Source organism: Gloeomargarita sp. SRBZ-1_bins_9, assembly GCA_039794565.1.
GTDB lineage: Bacteria > Cyanobacteriota > Cyanobacteriia > Gloeomargaritales > Gloeomargaritaceae > Gloeomargarita.
This window is the reverse complement of the sequence record JAUQVX010000012.1, coordinates 1-20,576: the sequence shown is the minus strand read 5'-3', so window position 1 is coordinate 20,576 and position 20,576 is coordinate 1. Positions and strand designations below refer to the sequence as shown.

21 protein-coding genes and 1 tRNA gene are annotated in these 20,576 nt (G+C 60.8%); 9 read left to right on the top strand and 13 right to left on the bottom strand.

Annotated elements, in window-relative coordinates; genetic code table 11:
* The first annotated feature begins 26 nt into the window (after nucleotides 1-26).
* Nucleotides 27-329: a TMEM165/GDT1 family protein gene (locus Q6L55_09820; protein MEN9259005.1), complete on the top strand. Its 303-nt coding sequence runs from the start codon at nucleotides 27-29 to the stop codon at nucleotides 327-329.
* Nucleotides 308-613 carry a TMEM165/GDT1 family protein gene (locus tag Q6L55_09815; protein MEN9259004.1) on the top strand — a complete coding sequence of 102 codons (306 nt, stop codon included), beginning with the start codon at nucleotides 308-310 and terminating at the stop codon, nucleotides 611-613. Before Q6L55_09820 ends, Q6L55_09815 begins: the two co-directional genes overlap by 22 nt.
* Nucleotides 614-648: 35 nt before the next feature.
* Here the strand turns inward: Q6L55_09815 and psbB are convergent, their stop codons facing one another.
* Nucleotides 649-2,184, bottom strand: a complete 1,536-nt coding sequence (gene psbB, locus Q6L55_09810) for a photosystem II chlorophyll-binding protein CP47 (protein MEN9259003.1) — start codon at nucleotides 2,182-2,184, stop codon at nucleotides 649-651.
* A 185-nt stretch (nucleotides 2,185-2,369) separates the two neighbouring features.
* On the opposite strand from psbB, the gene Q6L55_09805 reads away from it, so the two are divergent.
* On the top strand, nucleotides 2,370-4,025 hold the full coding sequence (locus Q6L55_09805; GenBank protein ID MEN9259002.1) for a radical SAM protein: 1,656 nt from the start codon (nucleotides 2,370-2,372) through the stop codon (nucleotides 4,023-4,025).
* Nucleotides 3,991-4,452 (top strand): hypothetical protein, encoded by a 462-nt coding sequence (locus tag Q6L55_09800; protein ID MEN9259001.1) that lies wholly within the window; start codon nucleotides 3,991-3,993, stop codon nucleotides 4,450-4,452. Before Q6L55_09805 ends, Q6L55_09800 begins: the two co-directional genes overlap by 35 nt.
* Here Q6L55_09800 and Q6L55_09795 read toward each other — a convergent pair.
* Nucleotides 4,410-5,297: an inositol monophosphatase family protein gene (locus tag Q6L55_09795; protein ID MEN9259000.1), complete on the bottom strand. Its 888-nt coding sequence runs from the start codon at nucleotides 5,295-5,297 to the stop codon at nucleotides 4,410-4,412. The genes Q6L55_09800 and Q6L55_09795 overlap by 43 nt on opposite strands.
* 64 nt (nucleotides 5,298-5,361) lie before the next feature.
* Nucleotides 5,362-5,435 (bottom strand) — tRNA-Pro (locus Q6L55_09790).
* Between the two features lie 2 nt (nucleotides 5,436-5,437).
* Here Q6L55_09790 and Q6L55_09785 point away from each other — a divergent pair.
* Nucleotides 5,438-6,094, top strand: coding sequence for a hypothetical protein (locus Q6L55_09785; protein ID MEN9258999.1), 657 nt, complete (start codon nucleotides 5,438-5,440; stop codon nucleotides 6,092-6,094).
* A gap of 216 nt (nucleotides 6,095-6,310) precedes the next feature.
* On the opposite strand, the gene Q6L55_09780 is transcribed toward Q6L55_09785, so the two are convergent.
* Both Q6L55_09780 and Q6L55_09775 read right to left on the bottom strand, forming a co-directional pair.
* Nucleotides 6,311-7,675 (bottom strand): serine/threonine-protein kinase, encoded by a 1,365-nt coding sequence (locus tag Q6L55_09780; protein MEN9258998.1) that lies wholly within the window; start codon nucleotides 7,673-7,675, stop codon nucleotides 6,311-6,313.
* Nucleotides 7,668-8,861 carry an FIST C-terminal domain-containing protein gene (locus Q6L55_09775; GenBank protein MEN9258997.1) on the bottom strand — a complete coding sequence of 398 codons (1,194 nt, stop codon included), beginning with the start codon at nucleotides 8,859-8,861 and terminating at the stop codon, nucleotides 7,668-7,670. Before Q6L55_09775 ends, Q6L55_09780 begins: the two co-directional genes overlap by 8 nt.
* A gap of 76 nt (nucleotides 8,862-8,937) precedes the next feature.
* On the opposite strand from Q6L55_09775, the gene Q6L55_09770 reads away from it, so the two are divergent.
* A complete protein-coding gene (locus Q6L55_09770; GenBank protein ID MEN9258996.1) occupies nucleotides 8,938-9,846 on the top strand; it encodes an isoaspartyl peptidase/L-asparaginase in 909 nt (302 codons plus the stop codon).
* Here Q6L55_09770 and Q6L55_09765 read toward each other — a convergent pair.
* Genes Q6L55_09765 through gshA form a run of 5 tightly spaced genes read right to left on the bottom strand, consistent with a single transcriptional unit; the run spans nucleotide 9,843 to nucleotide 14,500 of the window.
* On the bottom strand, nucleotides 9,843-10,310 hold the full coding sequence (locus Q6L55_09765; GenBank protein MEN9258995.1) for an NADAR family protein: 468 nt from the start codon (nucleotides 10,308-10,310) through the stop codon (nucleotides 9,843-9,845). The genes Q6L55_09770 and Q6L55_09765 overlap by 4 nt on opposite strands.
* On the bottom strand, nucleotides 10,286-11,218 hold the full coding sequence (locus Q6L55_09760) for a glycosyltransferase (GenBank protein ID MEN9258994.1): 933 nt from the start codon (nucleotides 11,216-11,218) through the stop codon (nucleotides 10,286-10,288). The genes Q6L55_09765 and Q6L55_09760 overlap by 25 nt, the downstream gene beginning before the upstream one ends.
* 13 nt (nucleotides 11,219-11,231) lie before the next feature.
* Nucleotides 11,232-12,248, bottom strand: coding sequence for a RuBisCO accumulation factor 1 (raf1, locus tag Q6L55_09755; protein MEN9258993.1), 1,017 nt, complete (start codon nucleotides 12,246-12,248; stop codon nucleotides 11,232-11,234).
* Nucleotides 12,241-13,323, bottom strand: a complete 1,083-nt coding sequence (gene recA / locus Q6L55_09750) for a recombinase RecA (GenBank protein ID MEN9258992.1) — start codon at nucleotides 13,321-13,323, stop codon at nucleotides 12,241-12,243. The genes raf1 and recA overlap by 8 nt, the downstream gene beginning before the upstream one ends.
* Nucleotides 13,324-13,354: 31 nt before the next feature.
* Nucleotides 13,355-14,500 carry a glutamate--cysteine ligase gene (gene gshA, locus Q6L55_09745; GenBank protein MEN9258991.1) on the bottom strand — a complete coding sequence of 382 codons (1,146 nt, stop codon included), beginning with the start codon at nucleotides 14,498-14,500 and terminating at the stop codon, nucleotides 13,355-13,357.
* 70 nt (nucleotides 14,501-14,570) lie between these two features.
* Between gshA and Q6L55_09740 the strand changes: the two genes are divergently transcribed.
* A complete protein-coding gene (locus tag Q6L55_09740; protein MEN9258990.1) occupies nucleotides 14,571-15,365 on the top strand; it encodes an ABC transporter permease in 795 nt (264 codons plus the stop codon).
* Here Q6L55_09740 and Q6L55_09735 read toward each other — a convergent pair.
* Entirely contained in the window at nucleotides 15,340-16,428 is a 1,089-nt protein-coding gene (locus tag Q6L55_09735) for a WG repeat-containing protein (protein ID MEN9258989.1), read from the bottom strand. The genes Q6L55_09740 and Q6L55_09735 overlap by 26 nt on opposite strands.
* Before the next feature lie 86 nt (nucleotides 16,429-16,514).
* Nucleotides 16,515-17,678, bottom strand: a complete 1,164-nt coding sequence (locus Q6L55_09730; protein MEN9258988.1) for a glucose-6-phosphate dehydrogenase assembly protein OpcA — start codon at nucleotides 17,676-17,678, stop codon at nucleotides 16,515-16,517.
* 97 nt (nucleotides 17,679-17,775) lie between these two features.
* Between Q6L55_09730 and Q6L55_09725 the strand changes: the two genes are divergently transcribed.
* Nucleotides 17,776-18,666, top strand: a complete 891-nt coding sequence (locus tag Q6L55_09725) for a DNA adenine methylase (GenBank protein ID MEN9258987.1) — start codon at nucleotides 17,776-17,778, stop codon at nucleotides 18,664-18,666.
* Here Q6L55_09725 and zwf read toward each other — a convergent pair.
* On the bottom strand, nucleotides 18,640-20,172 hold the full coding sequence (gene zwf, locus Q6L55_09720) for a glucose-6-phosphate dehydrogenase (GenBank protein ID MEN9258986.1): 1,533 nt from the start codon (nucleotides 20,170-20,172) through the stop codon (nucleotides 18,640-18,642). The two genes, Q6L55_09725 and zwf, sit on opposite strands and share 27 nt — an antisense overlap.
* 115 nt (nucleotides 20,173-20,287) lie before the next feature.
* Here zwf and Q6L55_09715 point away from each other — a divergent pair.
* Nucleotides 20,288-20,576 (top strand): hypothetical protein (locus Q6L55_09715; protein ID MEN9258985.1); only part of this gene is annotated, 289 nt, incomplete at its 3' end.

Below are 20,576 nucleotides of genomic sequence, written 5' to 3'. Positions count from 1 at the left end.
AGTAATGGCGATGGGCACTGGTGGTCATGACCCCTGATACCCCCCGGTTCAAAATTGCCCTGGGCAGTTTTGTGACGGTCCTGCTGGCGGAGCTGGGGGATAAGACGCAAGTGACCACCCTGTTGATGACCGGGTCCTCCCATCAACCGGGGGTGGTGTTCGCCGGGGCGGCGCTGGCGTTGCTCACCACCAGTTGCTTGGGGGTTTTGGTGGGTCACTGGCTGAGTCAATGGTTGCCGCCGCGCCGGGTGGAACTGGTCTCGGGGGTGTTCTTTGTGCTGGTGGGCCTCTGGCTGGCCTGGGATTGGTGGCGCACAAGCCGGCTATGAACTGGCAACTGCTGGCGGTGACCTTTATGACGGTTTTTCTAGCGGAGGTGGGGGACAAGAGCCAGTTGGCGACGATTGCCCTCAGCAGTGGCTCGGGTGCCCCGCGCTGGGTATTTTTGGGGACGGCGATGGCCCTGCTTACCTCCAGCTTCCTGGGCGTGTTTGGGGGGGAATGGCTCTGCCGGCTGGTTCCCCTGGATGACTTGCAAATCGTGGCCGCCGGTGGTTTCCTGCTCCTGGGCCTGCGCAGTTTGTGGCCGCAAAAAAAGGAGCCAGGCCCCTAACACCTGACCCCCTGCGACCCGGTGCGGCGTATGCCTCAGACGGCGGTTTCCTCCGTGCGTCGGGTAGTCTTGTCCCCCACCTTCAGGAACACGCCGAATTCCACTTGCTCGCCGATGTTTTCGTCAATCCCGGCAAACACATCCCGGAACAGGGTGCGCGCCCCGTGCCAAATATGCCCGAAGAAGAACAACAGGGCAAAGGAAGCGTGGGCAAAGGTAAACCACCCGCGCGGGCTGGTGCGGAAGAATCCATCGGAGTTGTACCGCTCCCGGTCAAACTCAAAGGGTTCCCCGAGCTGGGCCTTGCGAGCGTAGAACTTGACCTGGGCAGGGTCGGTGAAGGTCTGGCCGTTGAGCTTGCCGCCGTAGAAGGTGACCGTTACCCCCGTCTGCTCAATACTCAACTTGGAGTCGGCCCGCCGGAAGGGAATATCCGCCCGCACAATACCGTCCTCGTCCACCAGGATCACCGGGAAGTTTTCAAAGAAGTTCGGCAGGCGACGCACGGTGAGAATCCGGCCCTCGGCATCCTTGAATTCCGGGTGACCCAACCAAGCCACCGCCAGACCATCCCCCTTGTTCATGGGACCGGCCCGGAACAGCCCCCCCTTGGCCGGACTGTTGCCCACATAGTCATAAAAGGCCAGTTTTTCGGGAATCTGCGCCCAGGCCTCCTGTTTGCTCAAACCGGCTTCTAGGCCCGCCTGCACCCGCCGCTGAATTTCCTTCTGGAAATAACCCTTATCCCACTGGTAGCGGGTCGGGCCAAATAACTCCACCGGCGTCGTGGCCGAACCATACCACATCGTCCCCGCTACCACAAACGCGGCAAAGAACACTGCGGCAATGCTGCTCGATAGGACCCCCTCGATGTTCCCCATGCGCAGGGCACGGTAGAGACGCTGGGGCGGGCGTACCGTCAAATGGAACAACCCGGCAATGATCCCCACAATTCCCGCAGCGATATGGTGGGCCACCACACCCCCAGGATTAAAGGGATTGAAGCCCTCTGGTCCCCAAGCGGGTGCCACCGGTTGCACATGGCCGGTTAAACCGTAGGGGTCGGACACCCACATCCCCGGTCCAAATAGCCCCGTCAGGTGAAACGCCCCGAACCCAAAACACAGCAGCCCCGCCAAGAACAGGTGGATGCCAAACATCTTGGGCAGGTCCAGGGCCGGTTCGCCAGTGCGGGGGTCGCGGAACAATTCCAAATCCCAATAGACCCAGTGCCAAATGGCCGCCAAAAACAGTAACCCCGACAGGATGATGTGCGCCGCCGCCACCCCTTCAAAGGACCACAGCCCGGGGTCGGTGACCGCCTCGCCGTAGATATTCCAACCGCCCCAGGAGTTGGTCACCCCCAGGCGCACCATAAAGGGCAATACGAACATCCCCTGCCGCCACATGGGGTTCAACACGGGGTCCGTATGGTCAAACACCGCCAGTTCGTACAGCGCCATGGAACCGGCCCAACCGGCCACCAGCGATGTGTGCATCAAGTGAACAGAAATCAGCCGCCCTGGGTCGTTAATGACGACTGTGTGCACTCGGTACCAGGGTAGTCCCATTGACTACACGCCTCCTTCGTCTTAAACCGCTTTTGTACCTACAGCTTCGATGGCAAGGGCGAGGTTTCCCACCCCCAGACGGACACGAAACTTGAGTTACATTTTACTAAGGAGACCTCCCCCATCCCCAGCCAATCTGTAATACTGCTTAACATTTGTCTTATCTATCAGGGGCGGGGTAGCGCATGTGGCCGGAAGAGCGCCTGTTATTTACGCCGGTGGTGCCGGAAGCGACGGCGATTCCCCTCGTCTGGGCCTACCCCAATACCTATAGCGTGGGGATGACCAGCCTAGGCTACCAACTGATCTGGAGCCTACTGGCCCAACATCCCCAGGTGCGGGTCAGCCGCTGGTTTACGGACGAGCAGGAGCCCTTGGCGACCGCGCCGGAGCTGGTGGGTTTTTCTTTTGCCTGGGAGCTGGACTATCCCCATATCTTGGACCTGCTGGAGCGATTGCAGACGCCCCTGGGGAGCCGGGAGCGGGACGACACCCATCCGTTGGTGTTTGGGGGCGGGCCGGTGCTCAGCGCCAATCCTGAACCCTTTGCCGACTTCTTCGATGTGATTCTTTTGGGGGATGCGGAGGAGTTGATTCCCCGGTTTATCGAAGCCTATGGGGCGGTGCGTCACCAGGACCGGCGGACGCAATTGCTGCATTTGGCCCAGGTTCCCGGCGTGTACGTCCCCCAGTTTTACCAGCCCGTTTACGCCTCCCCCACCGGACCGTTGGTGGCGATTTGTCCCCACCCGGAAGTGCCTCCCCAAGTGCAGCGCCAGGTGTATCAGGGCGACCGGCTGGCGGTTTCCACGGTGGTGACCCCCCGGACCAGCTGGGCAAACATCTACCTGGTGGAGGTGGTGCGCAGTTGCCCGGAAATGTGCCGGTTTTGTTTGGCCAGCTACCTGACGTTGCCCTTTCGTAAAGCCGATGTGGGCCAGGGGTTGCTGCCGGCCATCGAACGGGGGTTGACGGTCACGGACTGGATTGGGCTGCTGGGACCCTCGGTGACTCAACATCCCGACTTTCCGGCCCTGTTGACAGCGTTGAACCAACCGGCCTTTGACCACCTGCGCCTGAGTATCGCTTCGGTCCGGGCGGCAACGGTGGATGCCCTGCTGGTGGAAACCCTGGCGCGCCACCACAGTCAGTCTTTAACCATCGCCGTGGAGAGCGGGTCGGAGCGTCTGCGGCAGGTGATGAACAAAAAACTGGACCAGGAGGACATTTACCGGGCGGCCCAGGTGACGCAACAGGGGGGGCTGCGGGGGCTGAAACTCTATACGATGGTGGGGGTGCCCACGGAAACGGAAGCGGATGTGGCGGCGACGGTGCAACTGGGCCGGGACCTGCGCCAAATGGCTCCCCGCCTGCGCTTGAGCTTTGGGTGCAGCACGTTTGTTCCCAAGGCCCAAACCCCCTGGCAATGGCTGGGCGTCAACCCCCAGGCGGAAAAACGGTTGCAATTTCTGGCCAAGCATCTGGGCCGGATGGGGGTGGAGTTTCGCCCGGAAAGCTACAGGGACTCCCTGGTGCAGGCGCTGCTCTCCCGGGGCGACCGGCGGTTGGGTCCGGTGCTGCTGCTGACGCGGGACTATGGGGTGTCCTGGGGGGGTATTCGGCGGGCCTTTAAGGAATTGCAGGACCAACTGCCGCCCCCCGACTTTTACGTCCATCAGGATTGGCCGCCCGATCTGGTCCTGCCCTGGCAACACCTGACCGGTACGGTGTCTCTGGCGATGCTCCACCAACACCGGCAGCGGTCCCTGGGGCGCTATGATGAAGGGGAGGGGGGGGGAAAGCCAGATGGAACTGGAACAACAATTGCAGCAACTCATTGACGAGGCCCCTAAGCAGGACAACACGGCACAACTGGTGCAGCTCATCGGCCCCCTGCTTTTGGAGATCGCCCGCAACTTTCGCCATAAGCAGTACTACATCGTACAAACATTAGATAGGCGTTGGCAGACGAGCACCTATGCGCCCCTAGGGCAAGGGGGACCGGAGCAGACGTTGCTATACGCCTACTGCACGTTGGAGGACGCCACCAACAGTATTCCTTTGCCCAAGGACCCCTGGTTGCTGGCCCTGCCTGTGCCGGTGGTGCATATCATCTTTCAACTGCTGGCCCTGGAACCGGTGGAAAGCGTGGTTTTTTGGGAAGAACCGGGGCCACGCTTGGGAGCCGCCCTCAGGCGCAGCGATTTACAGGCCTACGTCCAAAACTATCTATTGCAATTGTCAGGACCGCCGTCGGATCTGGCCTGAGCCTCGGTGAGATAAACCGCTTCCTGCATCAGGGGCAAGAGTTTAGGGAGAAATTCCGGCCACCCGACGACAATGCGCTGGCGATGGCACAGGGTCTCGGTATCCACCGCCGGGGGGTCAAAGCGCAACCCTTGCCCGTTGAGGTCACAGCAGGTCAACCCCGCCGCCTGGGCCAGGGCCATGGGGCCAACCGTATCCCAGAGTTTCACCCGCCGGTTGAGGTAGAGATAGGCCAGCGCCCGGCCCCGGATCACCTCCACCACCTTCAGTCCAAAGCTGCCCATGGTCTGCAAATCGGCGCCGGGAATCAGCTGGGTTAAAGCTGGGCCGTAGCGCTGCCGGTCCTTGTCGCCAATCATCAGGGGGCAGTACCACACCGAGGGGGGTTCGGGGCGCTTTTGGGGCAGAGGGGTCACCCGCCAGTCCGGCAATTGCTGATACACTCCGTAACCGGGGCCGCCCCAGTACATGCGCTCCAACGCCGGGGCATAAATCCATCCCGCTGCCGGTTGATAGCCCTCCAGCAGACCCACCATCAAGGAGTAATAGGGCCGCTGATGCACAAAATCATCGGTGCCGTCAATGGGGTCAATGCACCACAGGCGGGGACAACCGGTGGTATAGGCCTGGCGGGAGGCCGGGTTTTCTTCGCTAATGATCCCGTCGGTGGGGAACCACTGGTGCAGGCGCTGTGTCAGTTGGGCGTCCAGGGCCTGGTCCACGGTGGTGACGTAATCCGCCGGGCCTTTTTCCATCACCGTGAAGCCGGTCGCGCCCATGCGTCGGGCCTGCGCCCCACATTCCCGCAGCAGCTCCCGCATCCGCCCGTCCCACCGCCAGTCCATAAGCCCCCTTCCCGGCAGTAACAACTCTGTTACATTACCAATTGTGGGTCAGGGGCGTCATCTATCGGGATGGCGGGATTCGAACCCACGACCCCTTCGTCCCGAACGAAGTGCGCTACCAAGCTGCGCTACATCCCGTCATGGCTGGCATGGTTACTAGCTTAGCACCATCTGCCCCCTGGCTGGTCTGGCCGTTGCAGGTAGCCGACGGCGCCACCCACATGCAAACGGACCTGGACCTGCTGGCTGCCCACCAACGGGGGGACATCGCCGGGGCTGTGCGATTCTACCAGTGGCAACCGGTAGCCATTTCCCTAGGGTATCACCAGCGTCAATGGCCCGCTCACTGGGAACAGTTACCCCTGATTCGCCGACCCTCGGGGGGCAGTGCGGTATTACACCAAGGGGACCTGTGCTATGCGGTGGTACTGGGGGTGTCACCGGGGACCTATCGCCAGCAAGTGGAACGCATCCAAAACTGGCTGATCCAAGGCTGGCAAGGGTTGGGCCTTTCCCTGCACCCGGGCCAGGACCCGCCCCAACCCGGCGTTGGTTCCTGCTTTGCCCAGGCCACCCGCACCGACCTGGTCATAGCCACCGGTCACAAATTCATTGGCAGCGCTCAATTACGCCGGGGCCAGAGTCTGTTGCAACACGGTTCGATGGCCCTGCACCCCGACCCGCACCTGTGGCAACACCTGTTCGGCACTACACCGCCGCCACCCCCGGTGACCCCCCCCATCGCTGACATCGTGGCCTACCTGACTGCGCTGGCCCCCGCCTACCTGATGTCCTGACACCGACTCGGCCATAAAAGTTCTGCTTATAACTCCCCAGTAGAGCAAATGTAAACTTTTATAAATGAAGCGCCAGTAACAATTGTTACCTAAGATGGAAATAAGGAGGATTTCAGTCGAGTCGCAGAATCACGCTGAGGCTGGACTGGGATTATCCGTGCCTGAGAAATCTTGGTGATAGGGTCAGCCGGTTGGGGATAAAAGCCGGCTCTTTCTTTAGGGACAGTCCCCCCATAGCACGTCTTGACAGGCTAGAATGCGGGCCTCAAGTTGACGAATTTCCTGCTCACACTGTTGTTGCAACTGTTGGATTTCTGGAGCCGCTGCGGCGGGCTGATCGATCTGTTTTAAGGTCACCAGAGCTTTTTGCCATTGGGCTTTGGCGGTTTGCAGTTGTTCCAATGTCTTGGCCCGGGTGGTTTGTTGGCTCGCCTGGGCAATCAAGGCTTGGGCTTCCCGCAAGACCCCCGAGACAGAAGGGGATTGCCACCGTTGCCAACCGACCCATCCTCCCCCAACCACCAACACTAGGGCTGCCCCGACTCCCCACCGCCAGGGCAAACGATTGGTGTGGGTTGGGCCAGGGGCGGGCTGGGGAGCAACAGGGGTTGCTGTAGGGGGTTCCTCCACCGCTTGGGTCGCAACGACGGTAGATTCAATCTCCACCGGTTGGGTAGAGAGGGAAGACGCCCCTTCCCGATAGGTGGGTTCGGCCATGCGCAGGGCCAGATTGTCCGGGGGCAAGGGCGGGGCCAGCTGGGGCAATTGGGCCAACAGGGGCTGTAAATCCTGCAGCACCTCTTCGGCGCGTTGGTAACGCTGGCTGAAGTGATAGCGCACCATCTTGGTCAAAATGTGGGCTAGGGCAGGACTCACCTGGGCACGGTCTTGCCAGAGGATTTCGCCGGTGTCTGGGTCTTCTGGTAAATCCCGGGGATGCACCCCCGTCAGGGCCTGGATGGCCATCATGCCCAGGGCATAGAGGTCGCTGCTGAAGCGGGGTTTGCCGCTGGATTGTTCGGTAGGCATGTAGCCCTGGGTGCCGATGCCCACGGTTTGGCTGGCCTCCGGCGGCGTGGGTCCCCCCAACGGCAAGTGCTTGACCGCCCCAAAGTCGATCAACACCAAATTGCCGTCCCCCTGCCGGCGGATGAGGTTACTAGGCTTCAGGTCCCGGTGGATCACCCCCCGGCTGTGGATAAACTGCAAAATTTGCAGCACATCCGTGAGAAACGTCAGTACCCACCTCTCATCAAACACCCGGCCCGGTACCAGCTCCTGCGCCAGGGTGTGCCCCAGAATGAACTCCTCCACCAGGTAAAACTCTTGGTTTTGCTCAAAAAACGCCAGCAGTTGGGGAATCTGGGGATGGCGCAACCGCTCCAGGGTTTCGGCTTCTTTGTAAAACAACCGTCGCGCCACCTCCATGGTTTTGGGGTCGTGGCTGCCGTGGAGCATCTTCACCACACACTGGGGTTGCCCCGGTCGCTTGGTGTCCTGGGCCAAAAAAGTTTTGCCAAACCCCCCCGCCGCCAGGGTAGCAATGATGCGATAACGACCGTCTAACAGCTGGTTAAGCATACCACAGGACAAAAACGGCGGTGTAGCCGTGCAGGTAGGTGGTGTTCCCCACCGGCCCGATTTCCCCGTTGCAAAAGCACCCCGCCAGGGTCACGCCCGGTAAATACTGCTGGAACAGGTGGGAATCCACGTTCGGTCGTCCGTACAGGTGCTGCCCCCGACCCAAACAGGCAAACATCAGCGCCCCCACCGGTGGTTCAGGATGATGGCGCACGTGGGACGCCAGCAGTTGTTGCAAATCGGTGATGGAGGTTTGGGCATCCCGCAGGTGAAATTGCACCCGTTGGCCAGGCCGCACCCGGTCGCCGATAGCAATGGCCCCATAGCGCGGGTCAATCCCCAGCAGATTGCGAATGAGAAAATCCGTCGGCCCTAGTTCCTGCTTGAATTCATCCCCCACCACACCAATGTGCAACCCCGATTGGGCCAATTCTCGGTCGGCCTCGTCCAGGTTTTGGATCAAGTTTTGCAACACCTGCAGGGGCGTCCGGTCCTCCAGGCCCAGGATGATATTGCGCTCGCCCTTGGTCACGCGGTAGGGCTGGCCGATAGGCCGACACCCTTGGGCGACAATGGCTTCTGCCCGCAACCCCGCCAGGGCCACACCGACCACCCCCTGGGTTACCAATTCCCGTTGGCAAAACAGGCCATCCCCCACCAGACCCCCCACCTTGACGCTATGGGGATAGGCGTAATCCAGTCCCTGGAGCACATCCACAATCCGGCTCGTAGCGGGATCCGCCAGCAAGATAAAGTGGGGGTTGCGCGCCGGGTCCACGCCTACCACCTCCACCCAGGCCTGGGGCGGGCTGTCCAAATCGGGCACATCCTGGGGCTGGATCACCAAGGGATGCACCTCCACCCCCGGCAAGCGAGCCACGCTCAGAGCCAGAGCCGGTTTCCCTTCGATTTCCTGGGCGACACCGCTGGGGAGAGAACCCACCACCCCATTGGCCCCGCACCCCACCAGACAGCGGATGGGTAACGCCTCGTGCAACAGGGGCAGCAACCGCACGTATTCGCTGGCGAAACTATTGCTGATAAATACCAGGGCCAAATCTACCGTACCCAGGGCCTGCACCTGCGCCGTCACCTCTTGAATAGCCCGCTCCAGGGATACCTGCGTCGAAAGGGCATTTAGCCACACCGGCGACGGTGGCCTCTCAGCGGCGACAAAACGTTCCATAGCCCAGTTAGATAACGCTAATTTTTCATATCATCAATACCAGTCAGTGTAGCCGATAAGGGGCGTTGGTGGGAGCATGGCGACGTATCAGGTGGCAAGGATTGACGCTACAAATGGCCCCCAGGTGATCATCCACGGCGGTGCCGGTGCCACCTTAAAGTCCCCCCAATCGGTAGCCCCTATCCGCGCCTCCCTGCACCGGGTTGCCCGCACGGTTTATGAACAGCTCCTGGAGGGGGTGGATGCGGTCACAGCTGTTGTGCAGGGGTGTCAGATGCTGGAGGACGACCCCCTGTTTAACGCCGGTACGGGTGCGGTGTTGCAATCCGACGGGCAAGCGCGTCTTAGCGCCGCTTTAATGAACGGCCATAGCCAGACCTTTAGCGGCGTCATCAATGTCCAGCGGGTGCGCTACCCCATCCAACTGGCCCAGTTTCTGCAAAGCCAACGGGACCGGGTGATTGCCGATGGGGGTGCCTTGGAATTGGCCCGGGAGTTGCACATGCCCCCCTATAACCCCGTGACCCCCCAGCGGTTGCAGGAGTGGGTCCAGCAAACCCAAGACGGCGCCGTGATGAACCTGGTGGCGGAGATGGGGACCATTGGTGTGGTGGCCCGGGACCGGCAGGGGCATCTGTCAGCGGGCACCTCCACCGGCGGCAAAGGGGGTGAGCGCATCGGGCGGGTGAGCGATTCCGCCATGCCGGCAGGCACCTACGCCAATGAGGACGCCGCCGTCAGTTGCACGGGCATCGGCGAAGACATCATTGATGAATGCCTGGCGGCACGGATCGTCATTCGGGTAACGGATGGACTGACCCTGGCGGAGGCGTTTGAGCGGTCGTTCCGGGAGGCAGCCGAACGGGACCGCGATTTAGGGGCCATCGGCCTGGACCGGCAGGGCAATATCGCCTGGGGCAAAACCACCGATGTCCTGCTGGCGGCCTACATCAACGCCGACGGGATAGGGGACACCCTCGGCTAACGCCGCAGCTCCTGGCGCACCTGCATAAGAATCCGGCCCAGGTGGTTGCAACCTCGTCCGTCGGCGCCGCAGCCCCAGTACCAATCCGTGGGCGAGTTTTCGATCAGCTCCGCATCGCCGGTGGCCAGTAATTGCCGGGCCAAGTCGGGATGGCTGTGGAACTTACACCGCACCGCTTTGAGCATCACCTCCCGTTTGACCTGGTCCCAATCCGGTCGCCGTTGATAGCGAGGATTTCTACCCGTTTGCGCCGCCTGCTCGGGAGTGGGCAATTGCCGAATGTAGTCCACCAGGTCCCCATGGGGCGTTCCCACAAACTTTTGGGCCTGGTAGTAATGCTCCACCGTCGGCCACAGCTGCCCGTCCAGGACGATGGGATGGGGCGAAAAATTGGACAAAAAGCCGTAGGGTTCCTCCACGCGATAGAAATAGATTTTCTTCATGGCCGTTGGTTCTGCCGCCATTCCCGGTAAGCGGCGTACACCGCCTGCACCTGGTAGCGGTTGAGAAAAATCCGGGCCAGTTCCCCCGCCCAATCATGCCGCCCTCGGTCGATCAGCCACTGCATCAGCGGCGCCAGGGTCCGTTCGTTGAGCCAGCCCCCCAACGACAGCACCTCCCACAGCCACCAATGCAGCCACGTCATTTGAATCATCAACCGCACATCCCAGGTGGGGTGTTTCTGATAAAACAATAGCCCCATCCGCGCCCGCTGCCGCTCCTTCTCGATCAGGCGGGGAATCTGGTCCAGCGTAAAGGGGGGATGCCAGTGATAACCCACCGCCTGGGGACAGGGAATCAGCACCAACCCCAGCTTTTTTAACCGCACCCCCAGCTCCAAATCCTCCCAGCCGTAGCCCTGAAAATCCGCATCAAACCCCCCGGCCAACTCCAGCCAACGCTTGGCAATCGCCACATTACCGGTGGCGAAAAAGGCCCGCGACACATCCGTCAACTTAAACCGCTCCTGGGTGGGGTTGTCGAAGTTGGAGGTGTTTACCACCCGCCCGTAGGTGAAACATTTATCGTGTCCTAGTTTGTGGTAGGCCGTCTGGAGGCCCTCGGCATGGGCGCGCAGAAACACCGGCGTGACCACCAGGTCGCTGTCGATGAAGACAATCGTGTCCCCTTGCGCCTGGGCTACCCCCAGATTGCGGGCTACCGCCGGTCCCTGGTGGGTTTGGCTACACCAGCGCACATGGGGCAAGTCCGGCTGATGGGCCGCCAACCAGGCCAGCGTATCGTCCGTGGACCCGTCATCCACCACGATCACCTCATAGGGACCCGGCCAGTCCTGCTGCTCCAGGGCCAGCAACGCTTTAGCCAAAATGGGCCGCCGATTGTAGGTGGGAATGACCACACTCAGGAACATGGCCCCCCGCTTTCTACTCCTCGAACTGCCAGGGTTCCGTTAGGTAGGTTGGGTCTAGGACTTGCGGCGGGCGCAGTGCCAGGAGCAACCGGCCCAACAGCGGCACCGGCGGCGCTTCCGCAAACCAACGCAACACCACCTGCCCCACCTCCGCCACCAGGAAATAGGCCTCCGCCTGCCAGTCCGTGGCCTGCCGGTCCACCACCAACAACACCGGTTCCTCCACCCCCAACTCCGCCAACCCCGTTGCCAGCAGGGCCAAAGGGGCCTGGGCCGTCCGCAGCACCGGCCATCCCGGTAGCGCCACCACCGCGCTGACCCCCGTTACCACCCCAAACGGCGGCTGAGGCTGGGCCACCGGTGTCTCCCGCCAAGCCGTTTCACCCAAGGGCAACTGGCCCGCCAGCGTCAGTATTACCGGTTGTTCCAGGGCGGATTCCCACCGATACCAGGGCAAACGGGGGGGCGTCGGCAACGGCTCGCCGGGGGTGACATCCAGGAGTTTTTCCAAGGCCGCCCGGGCGCCTTCGCTGTGGGCAAAGCGCAACCCCCGCGCCAGTAATCGACCCCGGTCGCTGCTAGTGGGTTTTTGGCGCAACAGCCGCCAGCACTGAAAGGCCACCGCATCCCCCGGATGGTCGCTAAATTCCGGCGGCGCCCGATACTGCCCCAACTCCTTCATGGCCTTGACCACCTCCCGAGTCGTGGCCGCATCCAGCCCCTTATCCCGGACATAGGCAGCGCAGGCCAAACGCTGGGACTGGGACAACAGCCGCAGTTCGTACAGCAGGTCGCTGCCCTGTTCCTGAAAATAGGCCTGCAAATCGGGTTGGGCCTGTAGGGAAGCAAACACCTGACTAGCCACCATCAATTGGTTTTGGGTACTCGGTTCCAAGCCCGTCTCCTCAAAAATGGCTTCGGCGCTCCACCCGGCTTTGTGTAACTGCTGGCAAAGCTGCCCCCACGTCACCCACGACCCCTCCCGGCGACGCAGTTGTTGCAACCAGGCCTGGTGCTGGGGGTCAGGCATCAACCGGTTCCACCTCCGGTTCCAGGTCTTCCGGGGTGGGAGGCGCCGTGGGAATGGTCACCGTCCCCATCTCCAATTGCTGGCGCACCTGCTGCTCAATCGCCTCCCGGAGAGCCGGCTTTTCCTCCAACAGTTGCAGGACATTTTCCCGCCCCTGGGCCAGATTTTCCCCCTGATAGCTATACCAAGCCCCCTTACGCTTGACAATCCCCACCTGCTCGGCAATGTCCAGCACGCAGCCCGCCTGGGAAATCCCCTTGCCAAAAATAATGTCAAATTCCGCCAGCCGGAACGGAGGCGCCACCTTGTTCTTGGCCACTTTCGCCTTGACCCGAACCCCGTATTCCTCCGTACCACGCTTGAGGGTCTGCAACCGGCGCACATCCAACCGCACCGACGCATAGAACTTGAGGGCGTTACCGCCGGTGGTGACTTCTGGGTTGCCGTAGGTGACGCCGATTTTCTGCCGCAGTTGGTTCAAAAAGATCAAAATGCAGCCAGTCTTGCTGATGTTGCCGGTAATTTTGCGCAGGGCTTGGCTCATCAGGCGGGCCTGCAACCCCACATAGGCCTCCCCCATTTCCCCCTCGATTTCCGCCTTGGGCACCAGGGCTGCCACCGAGTCCACCACCACAATATCCACCGCCGCCGAGCGCACCAGAGAGTCCACGATTTCCAAGGCCGCTTCCCCGTGGTCCGGCTGGGACACCAGCAGGTTCTCCACATCTACCCCCAAGGCCGCCGCATAGGCCGGGTCCAGGGCGTGCTCCGCATCCACAAAGGCCGCGATGCCCCCCCGCTTTTGCACCTCCGCCACCGCATGGAGGGCCACCGTCGTCTTCCCGGAACTTTCCGGGCCATAGATTTCGATGATGCGTCCCTTAGGCAGTCCACCCCCCAGGGCCAAATCCAAGGTCAGGGCGCCGCTGGGCACCGTTTCGACGCGAATCCGGGTGGCATCCCCCAGACGCATAATCGCCCCCTTGCCAAAGGATTTTTCGATCTGCTGCATGGCCAGGTTGAGGGCCTTTTGCTTGTCGGGATGGATAGGGGGTTCGGGGGCAACGGTCGCCATAGGTCTGCCATCGCTAGGGTGTGGTTCTATTTTAAGCCGCCTGGGGAGAACAGAGGACGCTGGCCAGTTCCACCTCCCGCCGGTGCATAGTTTGGATGGCCTGTTGCAAGACTGCAGCTAGGGTTTGCCCCTGGGCCATAGCCGCTAACCACCGTTGGGCTTCGTTGCCCTCGGCCAGGATGGTGCGCAGGGGGGACAAAAAACAGGCAAATCCCTGGGCCTTGGCCATGGGGGTCACCTGGTCCAACAAATCGGCAATCCAGTCCCGCGCCCGTAAGGAACGGCCATCCTGCCAGTGGGTCAGCATGCTATCTAAGCTCAAACGGGCAGCCTGCCGGGCGTTGGCGTCCGCTTGCACCCGCAGTTCTTCGGCACGCACCCGGGGCCAGGGATAGCCGTGTAGGGGGTCGAGCCGGGAGTCCTGAAGCACCTGCAGCAAGCGGGCTTCCAGTAGGGCGGTCACCGCCAGTAAATGCACCGGGTCGCTGATCAGGTCACAAATACGCAGCTCCAGGCGATTGAGGTCGTAGGGGCGGCGATTGCCGTTGGGCCGCACACTGCACCATAGATGCCGTACATTCTGCATGGTGCCCGCCTGCAATTGGGTCTCCGTCCAGCGGATGAAATGGCGGTGGTCCAAAAACAGGGGAACATGGGGTGGCGTGTGGGGAAATTGCTGCCAGCGGGTGCTGTGCCAGCCGGTCACCTGCCCATCCAGCCAAGGAGACGAAGCACTCAGGGCCAAAAACAAGGGCGCTTCCACCCGTACCAGCCGGCAGGCCCGCAATAAAGTTTCCGGGTCGTCAATGCCGATATTGATATGCACACTGGCGGTCACCACCCGCGCACCGTAGGTCTGTTCGATGAAGGTGTGGTAGGGGTTATGGGGGTCGGAGCGCTCAAACACGTGACTATCCCCCAGGGCTAAGGTGCTGCCAGGAATCAGGGTGTAGTCCCCTAAGGTGCGCAGGAATTGCCGGAGCCGTTGGCGGGGTTGCAGCAGGTCGCACAGGAGTTGTTCGTAGCGCTGGCGCGGGGGAGTGGTGTATTCCACATTCCGGCGGTCCGGTTCCCAGACAAACCCCGGCAAAGCCCGCACGATCCGGTCCGCCAGACCCACTACCTTTCCCTGGGGCGTACCTGTGTAGAGTTCCACCTCAAAGCCCTTGCACAGCATCAACAGCCCACCCTCTACACTAGGAAGCCAGGGAAACAGGTCACTGCCACATTATAGGAGTAAACGGCGGATGGGTTGGCACAAAAGGTTCACCGTTGATGTCAGTTGGTGGGGGGTGTATTCCGTTTGGCGGCGGCACCTCAAGGTCTATCAAAACACTTGGCTGGTCAACAGTTTGCCCCCCCTCTCAGAGCCCATTTTATACTTGATTGCCTTTGGTTTTGGCCTGACGCCCCTGATCCCCACCTTGAACTACCACGGCCAGGAGGTGACCTATCTCCAATTTATCGGGCCGGGGATGATGGCCGTAGGGGTACTGTTTCAGAGTTTTTTTGAAGGGGCCTATGGCAGTTTTATCCGGTTGCAGATGCAAAAAACCTGGCATGCCCTGATTACAGCCCCCTTGACCTTTAGCGAGGTATTTTTGGGGGATTGGCTGTGGGCGGCCACCCGGGGACTGCTGGCGGGATTGACAACCGGCTTGGTCATCGTTCTGCTGGGGTTGTATCCCGCGGTCGGGTTGCTGTTGTCACTGCCGTGGCTGGTGTTGGGAGCGCTGTTGTTTGGCGGCATTGGGTTGGTCACCGCCGGCTTGGTGCGGACCGTTGACCAGGTGAATGTCCCCACGTTTCTGGTGATCGTACCCATGTTTACCCTGTGTGGCACCTATTTTCCCCGGGACAACCTACCCCCCCTTTTAGGTTTCCTAGCCCAGTTGCTGCCCCTGTCGGCCCTGGTGGACCTGTTGCGTTGGCCCCTGGCCTGGCCCCCGGCGGCCCCCCTGTTGGTGGCCTGGTTGGTGCTGTGGGTGGTCTTGCTGGGGGTGTGGGCCTGGCGGGCTATTTATCCCCTGGTATATCGCTGAGGGATTGCTCCATGGCGAGCCGCAGGGCAGGGGGAAACACCGGCTGGCCGGTGCGGTTGAGGTAGCCCCACTCGTTTTGGAATTTCACCGGCGCCATCCCCTCGGCAAAGGATTCGGCATTGTCAAATTGACAGGGCACCACCAACGCACCGGTAATGTCCACATAGCCCCAGCGGCCGTTTTGTTTCACCAGGGCCAAGCCCTCGCTGAAATGCCAGGCCTCTTCAAATTGGTAAGGAATCACCAATTGGCCCTGGCGATTGATATAGCCCCAGCGGGACTGCCATTGCACAGCGGCCAAACCCTCACTGAACCGGAGAACCTGGTGAAACTGCGCCCCGATTTCCCAATGACCCCGGGTATTAATAAACCCCCACAAACCGTCCTGGTTAGCGGCTGCCAAACCCTCATGAAACGGTTGCGCCCATAGGAAGTACTCACCGATGACCACCCGCCCCCTGTCATCAATAAAACTCCAGCTATTGCCCTGCTTGACCCGGGCCAGTCCTTCGGAGAAGCTAAACACATTGTCATAGCGCAGGGGGATCACCAAGCGCCCGGAGCGGTTGAGGTAACCCCATTTGTTACCCCGTTTGACCGCCGCCAATCCCTCTTTGAAATTCAACACCCGGTCGTACTGGTAGGGCACTATGAGCTGACCCGATTTATTGATAAATCCCCATTTTTGCTGGTCATTACTGACGGCGGCCAACCCCTCGCTAAAATCCAGCGCCCGGTCGAAAACCAAGGGAATGACCACATCCCCCTTTTTATTGATATAGCCCCATTTGTCCTGCTCCTCGACCGCCGCCAACCCCTCGCTAAAGGAACGGGCATCGGTGTAGCGCAAGGGGATGACCAGATGGCCGGAGTGGTCAATGTAACCATGCCAATTGCCCTGCCTGACGAGTGCCCGGCCACTGACAAAGCGCTGTGCCCCATCAAAATGCAGGGCAAATCGGGGACGCACCCGCTCGACATAGGCCCACCCCCGCGGTATCCGGCCCCCCACCACCAGGGCTGTCAGCCCACTTATCATCAGAAACCGCCGGCGCCCAGTCATCGCTCCAGGGTATCCAGAGAGAAGGGCTTGACCGTATGATGCCAGAGGCCGGGTTGCCCTAGCGCCTCGATGACAAAACCGTTACATCAGTCGGTCTGGGCCGCCTGCAAAATGGCCGCCGTGACCACCAGACTTTCTTGGAAGAGGACGCTTTGCTGGCCCCAGCGTTGAATCTGCTGTCCCAGGATAGTTTCTGTCGGGATATCCCGTAGCGTGGTTACCTGTTCCACCCGGCAAAAGGCCGCCCGGCCACCCCCCTCTAGGCGCATACAGCCCGTGGTCTCCGAACACAGCACCGTGCAGCAGTTGGCCTCCGGTTGGGTCGAATCCAGGCGCAAGCCTAGCAAATCCCCCGGCACCAAACCGGTATCGGCCACGGGCACACCCACCAACTCCACCTTAATTTCCTGCCCTTGGGGGGAGTGGCACAGGATCCGGTGAATTTCGTAGTCATTCCGCTCGACGATGTAGGACTGGGGCACCCACTGCAGGCGACTGGCCAACCAGCCAAAAAATAACAGTGCCTGGGCCGGATTGCCCTTTTCGTAGTCAATCACCACCTGGTCAATCTTGGGCAAATCGGCACGCCGGTCGGGGGGGTCAAAGGCTTCCGCCGTGAGTTCCTGCCATGTACTGAGGCGGCCCCAGTTCAAGTCAGCGATGGGCACGTTCATCCGCACCAGCCGTTCGATGGCCAACAAACCCGACACCGGGTCTGGGAATGTCGCCGAGTCCACCAGCAGCCGCATTCCCCCCCGCTCCCGCAGGTGGATCAACCCCTGCAACAGCACATCCTCCGGGTCGGGTTGGGCCTGCCACCACAAATACGTTGGCAAATCGCCGATCAACAAGGCATTGATCAACCCCAAGGACCGTTCCAGGGCCGTCCGCCCCCCCGTCAGGGTGATGTACTCACAGCAGATCAAATTGCTCTGGTGCCGCTTTTGCAGGGGACAGTAGGCCGCCACCTGGGCCGACAGGGGAACCTCTGCCTGGTCGTTTTGGGGGCGCAGATGAATGACCCGACAGGGGTTTTGGATGACCAATCGCTCAACGGACGGAGCAATCGGGGCAGCCAAATCCGGTGATTCATAGACCACCAGAGTGAACGTAGCGGCCCGCACCGCCGGTGGCCCCGTCTCCCCATTTCCGTGGACGCCGGACCAAATTTGGCTTAACTCCAATTCGATTTGGTGAATGGGTACCTCCTTAGGGTCCTGCAGGGCCACAACTGCTTCCGTGGTCACCATCGGTATTGCCTCCCACCCTGGCGCTCTTCTATAGTAAAAATCGGCGGGTAACCACCGGACAAAACTTAAGGTCCCTTACAGATTTTTATTGTAGTCGGTGCAACTGACATTACCGTTTCAGCCAGTATCGCTGGGGCCGCCACCGTTTCTCAAGTGGGCGGGGGGCAAATCCCAACTTTTGTCCCAAATGACCCCCTTTCTCCCCCGACGCTTTCGCGCTTACCATGAACCGTTTTTAGGGGGAGGCGCCGTGTTTTGGCATTTGTTTCATCTTCGGCAACAGGGAAAAGTATCATTTCAAGATGGCTATCTGTCTGACATTAACGCAGAACTCATCAACTGCTATCTCCAGGTGCGCGATCACCTGGAAGAACTCCTGGCGGAACTCCAGCGCCTGCGGGATAGCCACTGTGCCGAAACCTACTACCGAGTACGCAGTTTAGACCCCGAGGCCCTCACCCCTGTCCAGCGGGCGGCGCGCTTGATTTACCTGAATAAAACCTGCTACAACGGGTTGTATCGAGTCAATCGCCAGGGCCGGTTCAACGTACCGATGGGTCGCTACCGGAATCCTCGCATTTTTGACGCCGACCGATTGCGCCAAAATAGTCATGCCCTACGGAACATTTCGATTACCTGCCGTGACTTCCGCACAGTTTTAGACTGGGCGCAACCGGGAGATTTTATTTACCTGGACCCCCCCTATGTCCCCCTGTCCCCGACGGCTAATTTCACCAGCTATGCGGCGGCAGGTTTTGGCGAGGCTGAACAACGGGAGTTGGCTGCCCTTTTCCGGGAGTTGCACCGGCGGGGCTGCTATGTCATGCTCAGCAATTCCTGGTGTGCCTTCACCCTGGCGCTCTATGGGGATTTCCCCTGCATCGAGCTAAAAGCAGCCCGGGCGATCAACTCCAAAGCCGAGGACCGGGGCCAGGTCAGCGAGTTGCTGGTTTGCAACTATTCACGGCCGGCGCCAGTGGCGTCCTAATTCGGTGAGCATTTGTTCCGCCTCTAAGGGTCCCCAGGTGCCAGCTTCGTACTGGGGAAGGGGTGTACCCAGGGGCGTGTTGTCCCAGACATTCAACGCCGGTGTAATCACCCGCCAGGCTTCTTCCACCTCATCGGCGCGGGTAAACAGGGTTTGGTCCCCCAGGAGGCAATCCAGCAATAACCGTTCGTAGGCCTCGGAGCTGGCCATGCCAAAGGTCTTGCCGTATTGGAAATCCATATTCACCGACCGGGCGCGCAACTCCGGCCCCGGCATCTTGGCCTCAAACCGCAGGGAAATGCCCTCATCCGGTTGAATGCGCAGCACCAACAGGTTGGGATTGGCTTGCTGGGCCACCGACGGGAAAAGGCTCAGGGGCGGCTCCCGGAATTGGATGGCAATCTCCGTCACTTTTTTGGCCATCCGTTTACCGGTGCGTAGGAAAAAGGGCACCCCCTGCCAGCGCCAGTTATCAATTTGCAAATGCAGGGCCACGTAGGTGGGGGTGACAGACTGGGGATGGACTTTGGGTTCTTGCCGGTAGCCCACCACCGGTTTCCCCCGTATCCAGCCGGCACTGTACTGCGCCCGTACAGCCGCCTTGGCCAAATGAAATCCCTGGTGGGCCAGGCGGGTGGCCTGGAGAACCTTGACCTTTTCGTTGCGAATGCTATCGGCATTGAGGGAACTGGGTGGTTCCATGGTCGTCAGGCACAGCAATTGCATGACGTGATTTTGCACCATATCCCGCAGTGCCCCCGCCGATTCGTAATAACCGGCCCGGTCTTCTACGCCCACCGTTTCCGCCACCGTAATCTGCACATGGTCCACAAACTGACGATTCCACAGGGGTTCAAAAATGGCATTGGCAAAGCGAAACACCAACAAATTCTGGACGGTTTCTTTCCCCAGGTAATGGTCAATCCGGTACACCTGCTCCTCGTGGCACACCTGTTGCACCACCCGGTTGAGGGCCTGGGCCGTGGCCAAATCCCGACCGAAGGGTTTTTCGATCACCAGGCGATGCTGGCGCGGGTTGCAGAGTAATCCGGCGGCCCCCAACTGACGAATGGCCTCGGCGAAAAAGTTGGGCGACACCGCCAAATAGTAGGCCCGGTTACCGAAGGTCTGTCGCTGGGTTTCCAGTTCGGCGATCAAGGCCCCCAGGGTCCTGTAGCTTTCCGGATTGTCCATATCACCGGCATGGTAGAAAAGCCCCTGGGCAAATTCCTCCCACAGGGCCGGGTTAGCGATGCCTCCCCCAAACTGTTCCACGCCCTCGCGCATCTGCTCCCGGAAATAGTCGTGGCTCCAGGGCCGGCGAGCAAAGCCGATGATGGTGGTCTCCGGGGCCAGACGCCGTTGCAGACGCAATTTATACAAAGCCGGCACCAGTTTCCGTTGGGTCAAATCGCCAGAGGCCCCGAAGATCACGATGGTGAAGGGATCCGGCACCCGCTCCTGTTGCAAACCCACCCGCAGCGGATTTTCCTGCAAAGACACCATAAGCCACTTCTTGCCCAACCTCTGGCCCTAGCTTAAATCCCATCCACCCCCCAGTCCCTGAGATTACAGAAAATTTCAAGGTAGGATGGGCAAAGGGGGCATCTGGGAAGTAGCCATGATGGGCAAATGGTCGTTGTCGCTCCGCCGGGGGTTGACCGCACCGCTGCTGTGGTGTTTGCTGACCTCCTGCCTGGCCCATGCCAGTTTGCTATATCTCCTGCGCCACCTGGAAGTTCTGCCGGAGCCGGTGGTTCCCTTGCCACCCCCTATCGAAGTGACCTTTGTGGAACCCTCGCCCCAACCTCGACGGAGTGCACTGCCCCCCCCCCCCCGCCCCCTTCCCCCCCACCCCCGCCCCCCGCCCCCCCCCCCCGCCCCCCCCCCCCCCCCCCCCCCCCGCCCCC

Bases quoted from the DNA above. Each gene is read 5' to 3' on its own strand.
- Q6L55_09805 (MEN9259002.1), top strand. From the start codon at position 2,370: ATGTGGCCGGAAGAGCGCCTGTTATTTACGCCGGTGGTGCCGGAAGCG.
- raf1 (MEN9258993.1), bottom strand. From the start codon at position 12,248: ATGCCTGACCCCCAGCACCAGGCCTGGTTGCAACAACTGCGTCGCCGG.
- Q6L55_09775 (MEN9258997.1), bottom strand. From the start codon at position 8,861: ATGGAACGTTTTGTCGCCGCTGAGAGGCCACCGTCGCCGGTGTGGCTA.
- Q6L55_09820 (MEN9259005.1), top strand. From the start codon at position 27: ATGACCCCTGATACCCCCCGGTTCAAAATTGCCCTGGGCAGTTTTGTG.
- Q6L55_09760 (MEN9258994.1), bottom strand. From the start codon at position 11,218: ATGTTCCTGAGTGTGGTCATTCCCACCTACAATCGGCGGCCCATTTTG.
- Q6L55_09780 (MEN9258998.1), bottom strand. From the start codon at position 7,675: ATGCTTAACCAGCTGTTAGACGGTCGTTATCGCATCATTGCTACCCTG.
- zwf (MEN9258986.1), bottom strand. From the start codon at position 20,172: ATGGTGTCTTTGCAGGAAAATCCGCTGCGGGTGGGTTTGCAACAGGAG.
- psbB (MEN9259003.1), bottom strand. From the start codon at position 2,184: ATGGGACTACCCTGGTACCGAGTGCACACAGTCGTCATTAACGACCCA.
- Q6L55_09800 (MEN9259001.1), top strand. From the start codon at position 3,991: ATGGAACTGGAACAACAATTGCAGCAACTCATTGACGAGGCCCCTAAG.
- Q6L55_09785 (MEN9258999.1), top strand. From the start codon at position 5,438: ATGGCTGGCATGGTTACTAGCTTAGCACCATCTGCCCCCTGGCTGGTC.
- recA (MEN9258992.1), bottom strand. From the start codon at position 13,323: ATGGCGACCGTTGCCCCCGAACCCCCTATCCATCCCGACAAGCAAAAG.
- Q6L55_09770 (MEN9258996.1), top strand. From the start codon at position 8,938: ATGGCGACGTATCAGGTGGCAAGGATTGACGCTACAAATGGCCCCCAG.
- gshA (MEN9258991.1), bottom strand. From the start codon at position 14,500: ATGCTGTGCAAGGGCTTTGAGGTGGAACTCTACACAGGTACGCCCCAG.
- Q6L55_09735 (MEN9258989.1), bottom strand. From the start codon at position 16,428: ATGACTGGGCGCCGGCGGTTTCTGATGATAAGTGGGCTGACAGCCCTG.
- Q6L55_09730 (MEN9258988.1), bottom strand. From the start codon at position 17,678: ATGGTGACCACGGAAGCAGTTGTGGCCCTGCAGGACCCTAAGGAGGTA.
- Q6L55_09795 (MEN9259000.1), bottom strand. From the start codon at position 5,297: ATGGACTGGCGGTGGGACGGGCGGATGCGGGAGCTGCTGCGGGAATGT.
- Q6L55_09740 (MEN9258990.1), top strand. From the start codon at position 14,571: ATGGGTTGGCACAAAAGGTTCACCGTTGATGTCAGTTGGTGGGGGGTG.
- Q6L55_09765 (MEN9258995.1), bottom strand. From the start codon at position 10,310: ATGGCGGCAGAACCAACGGCCATGAAGAAAATCTATTTCTATCGCGTG.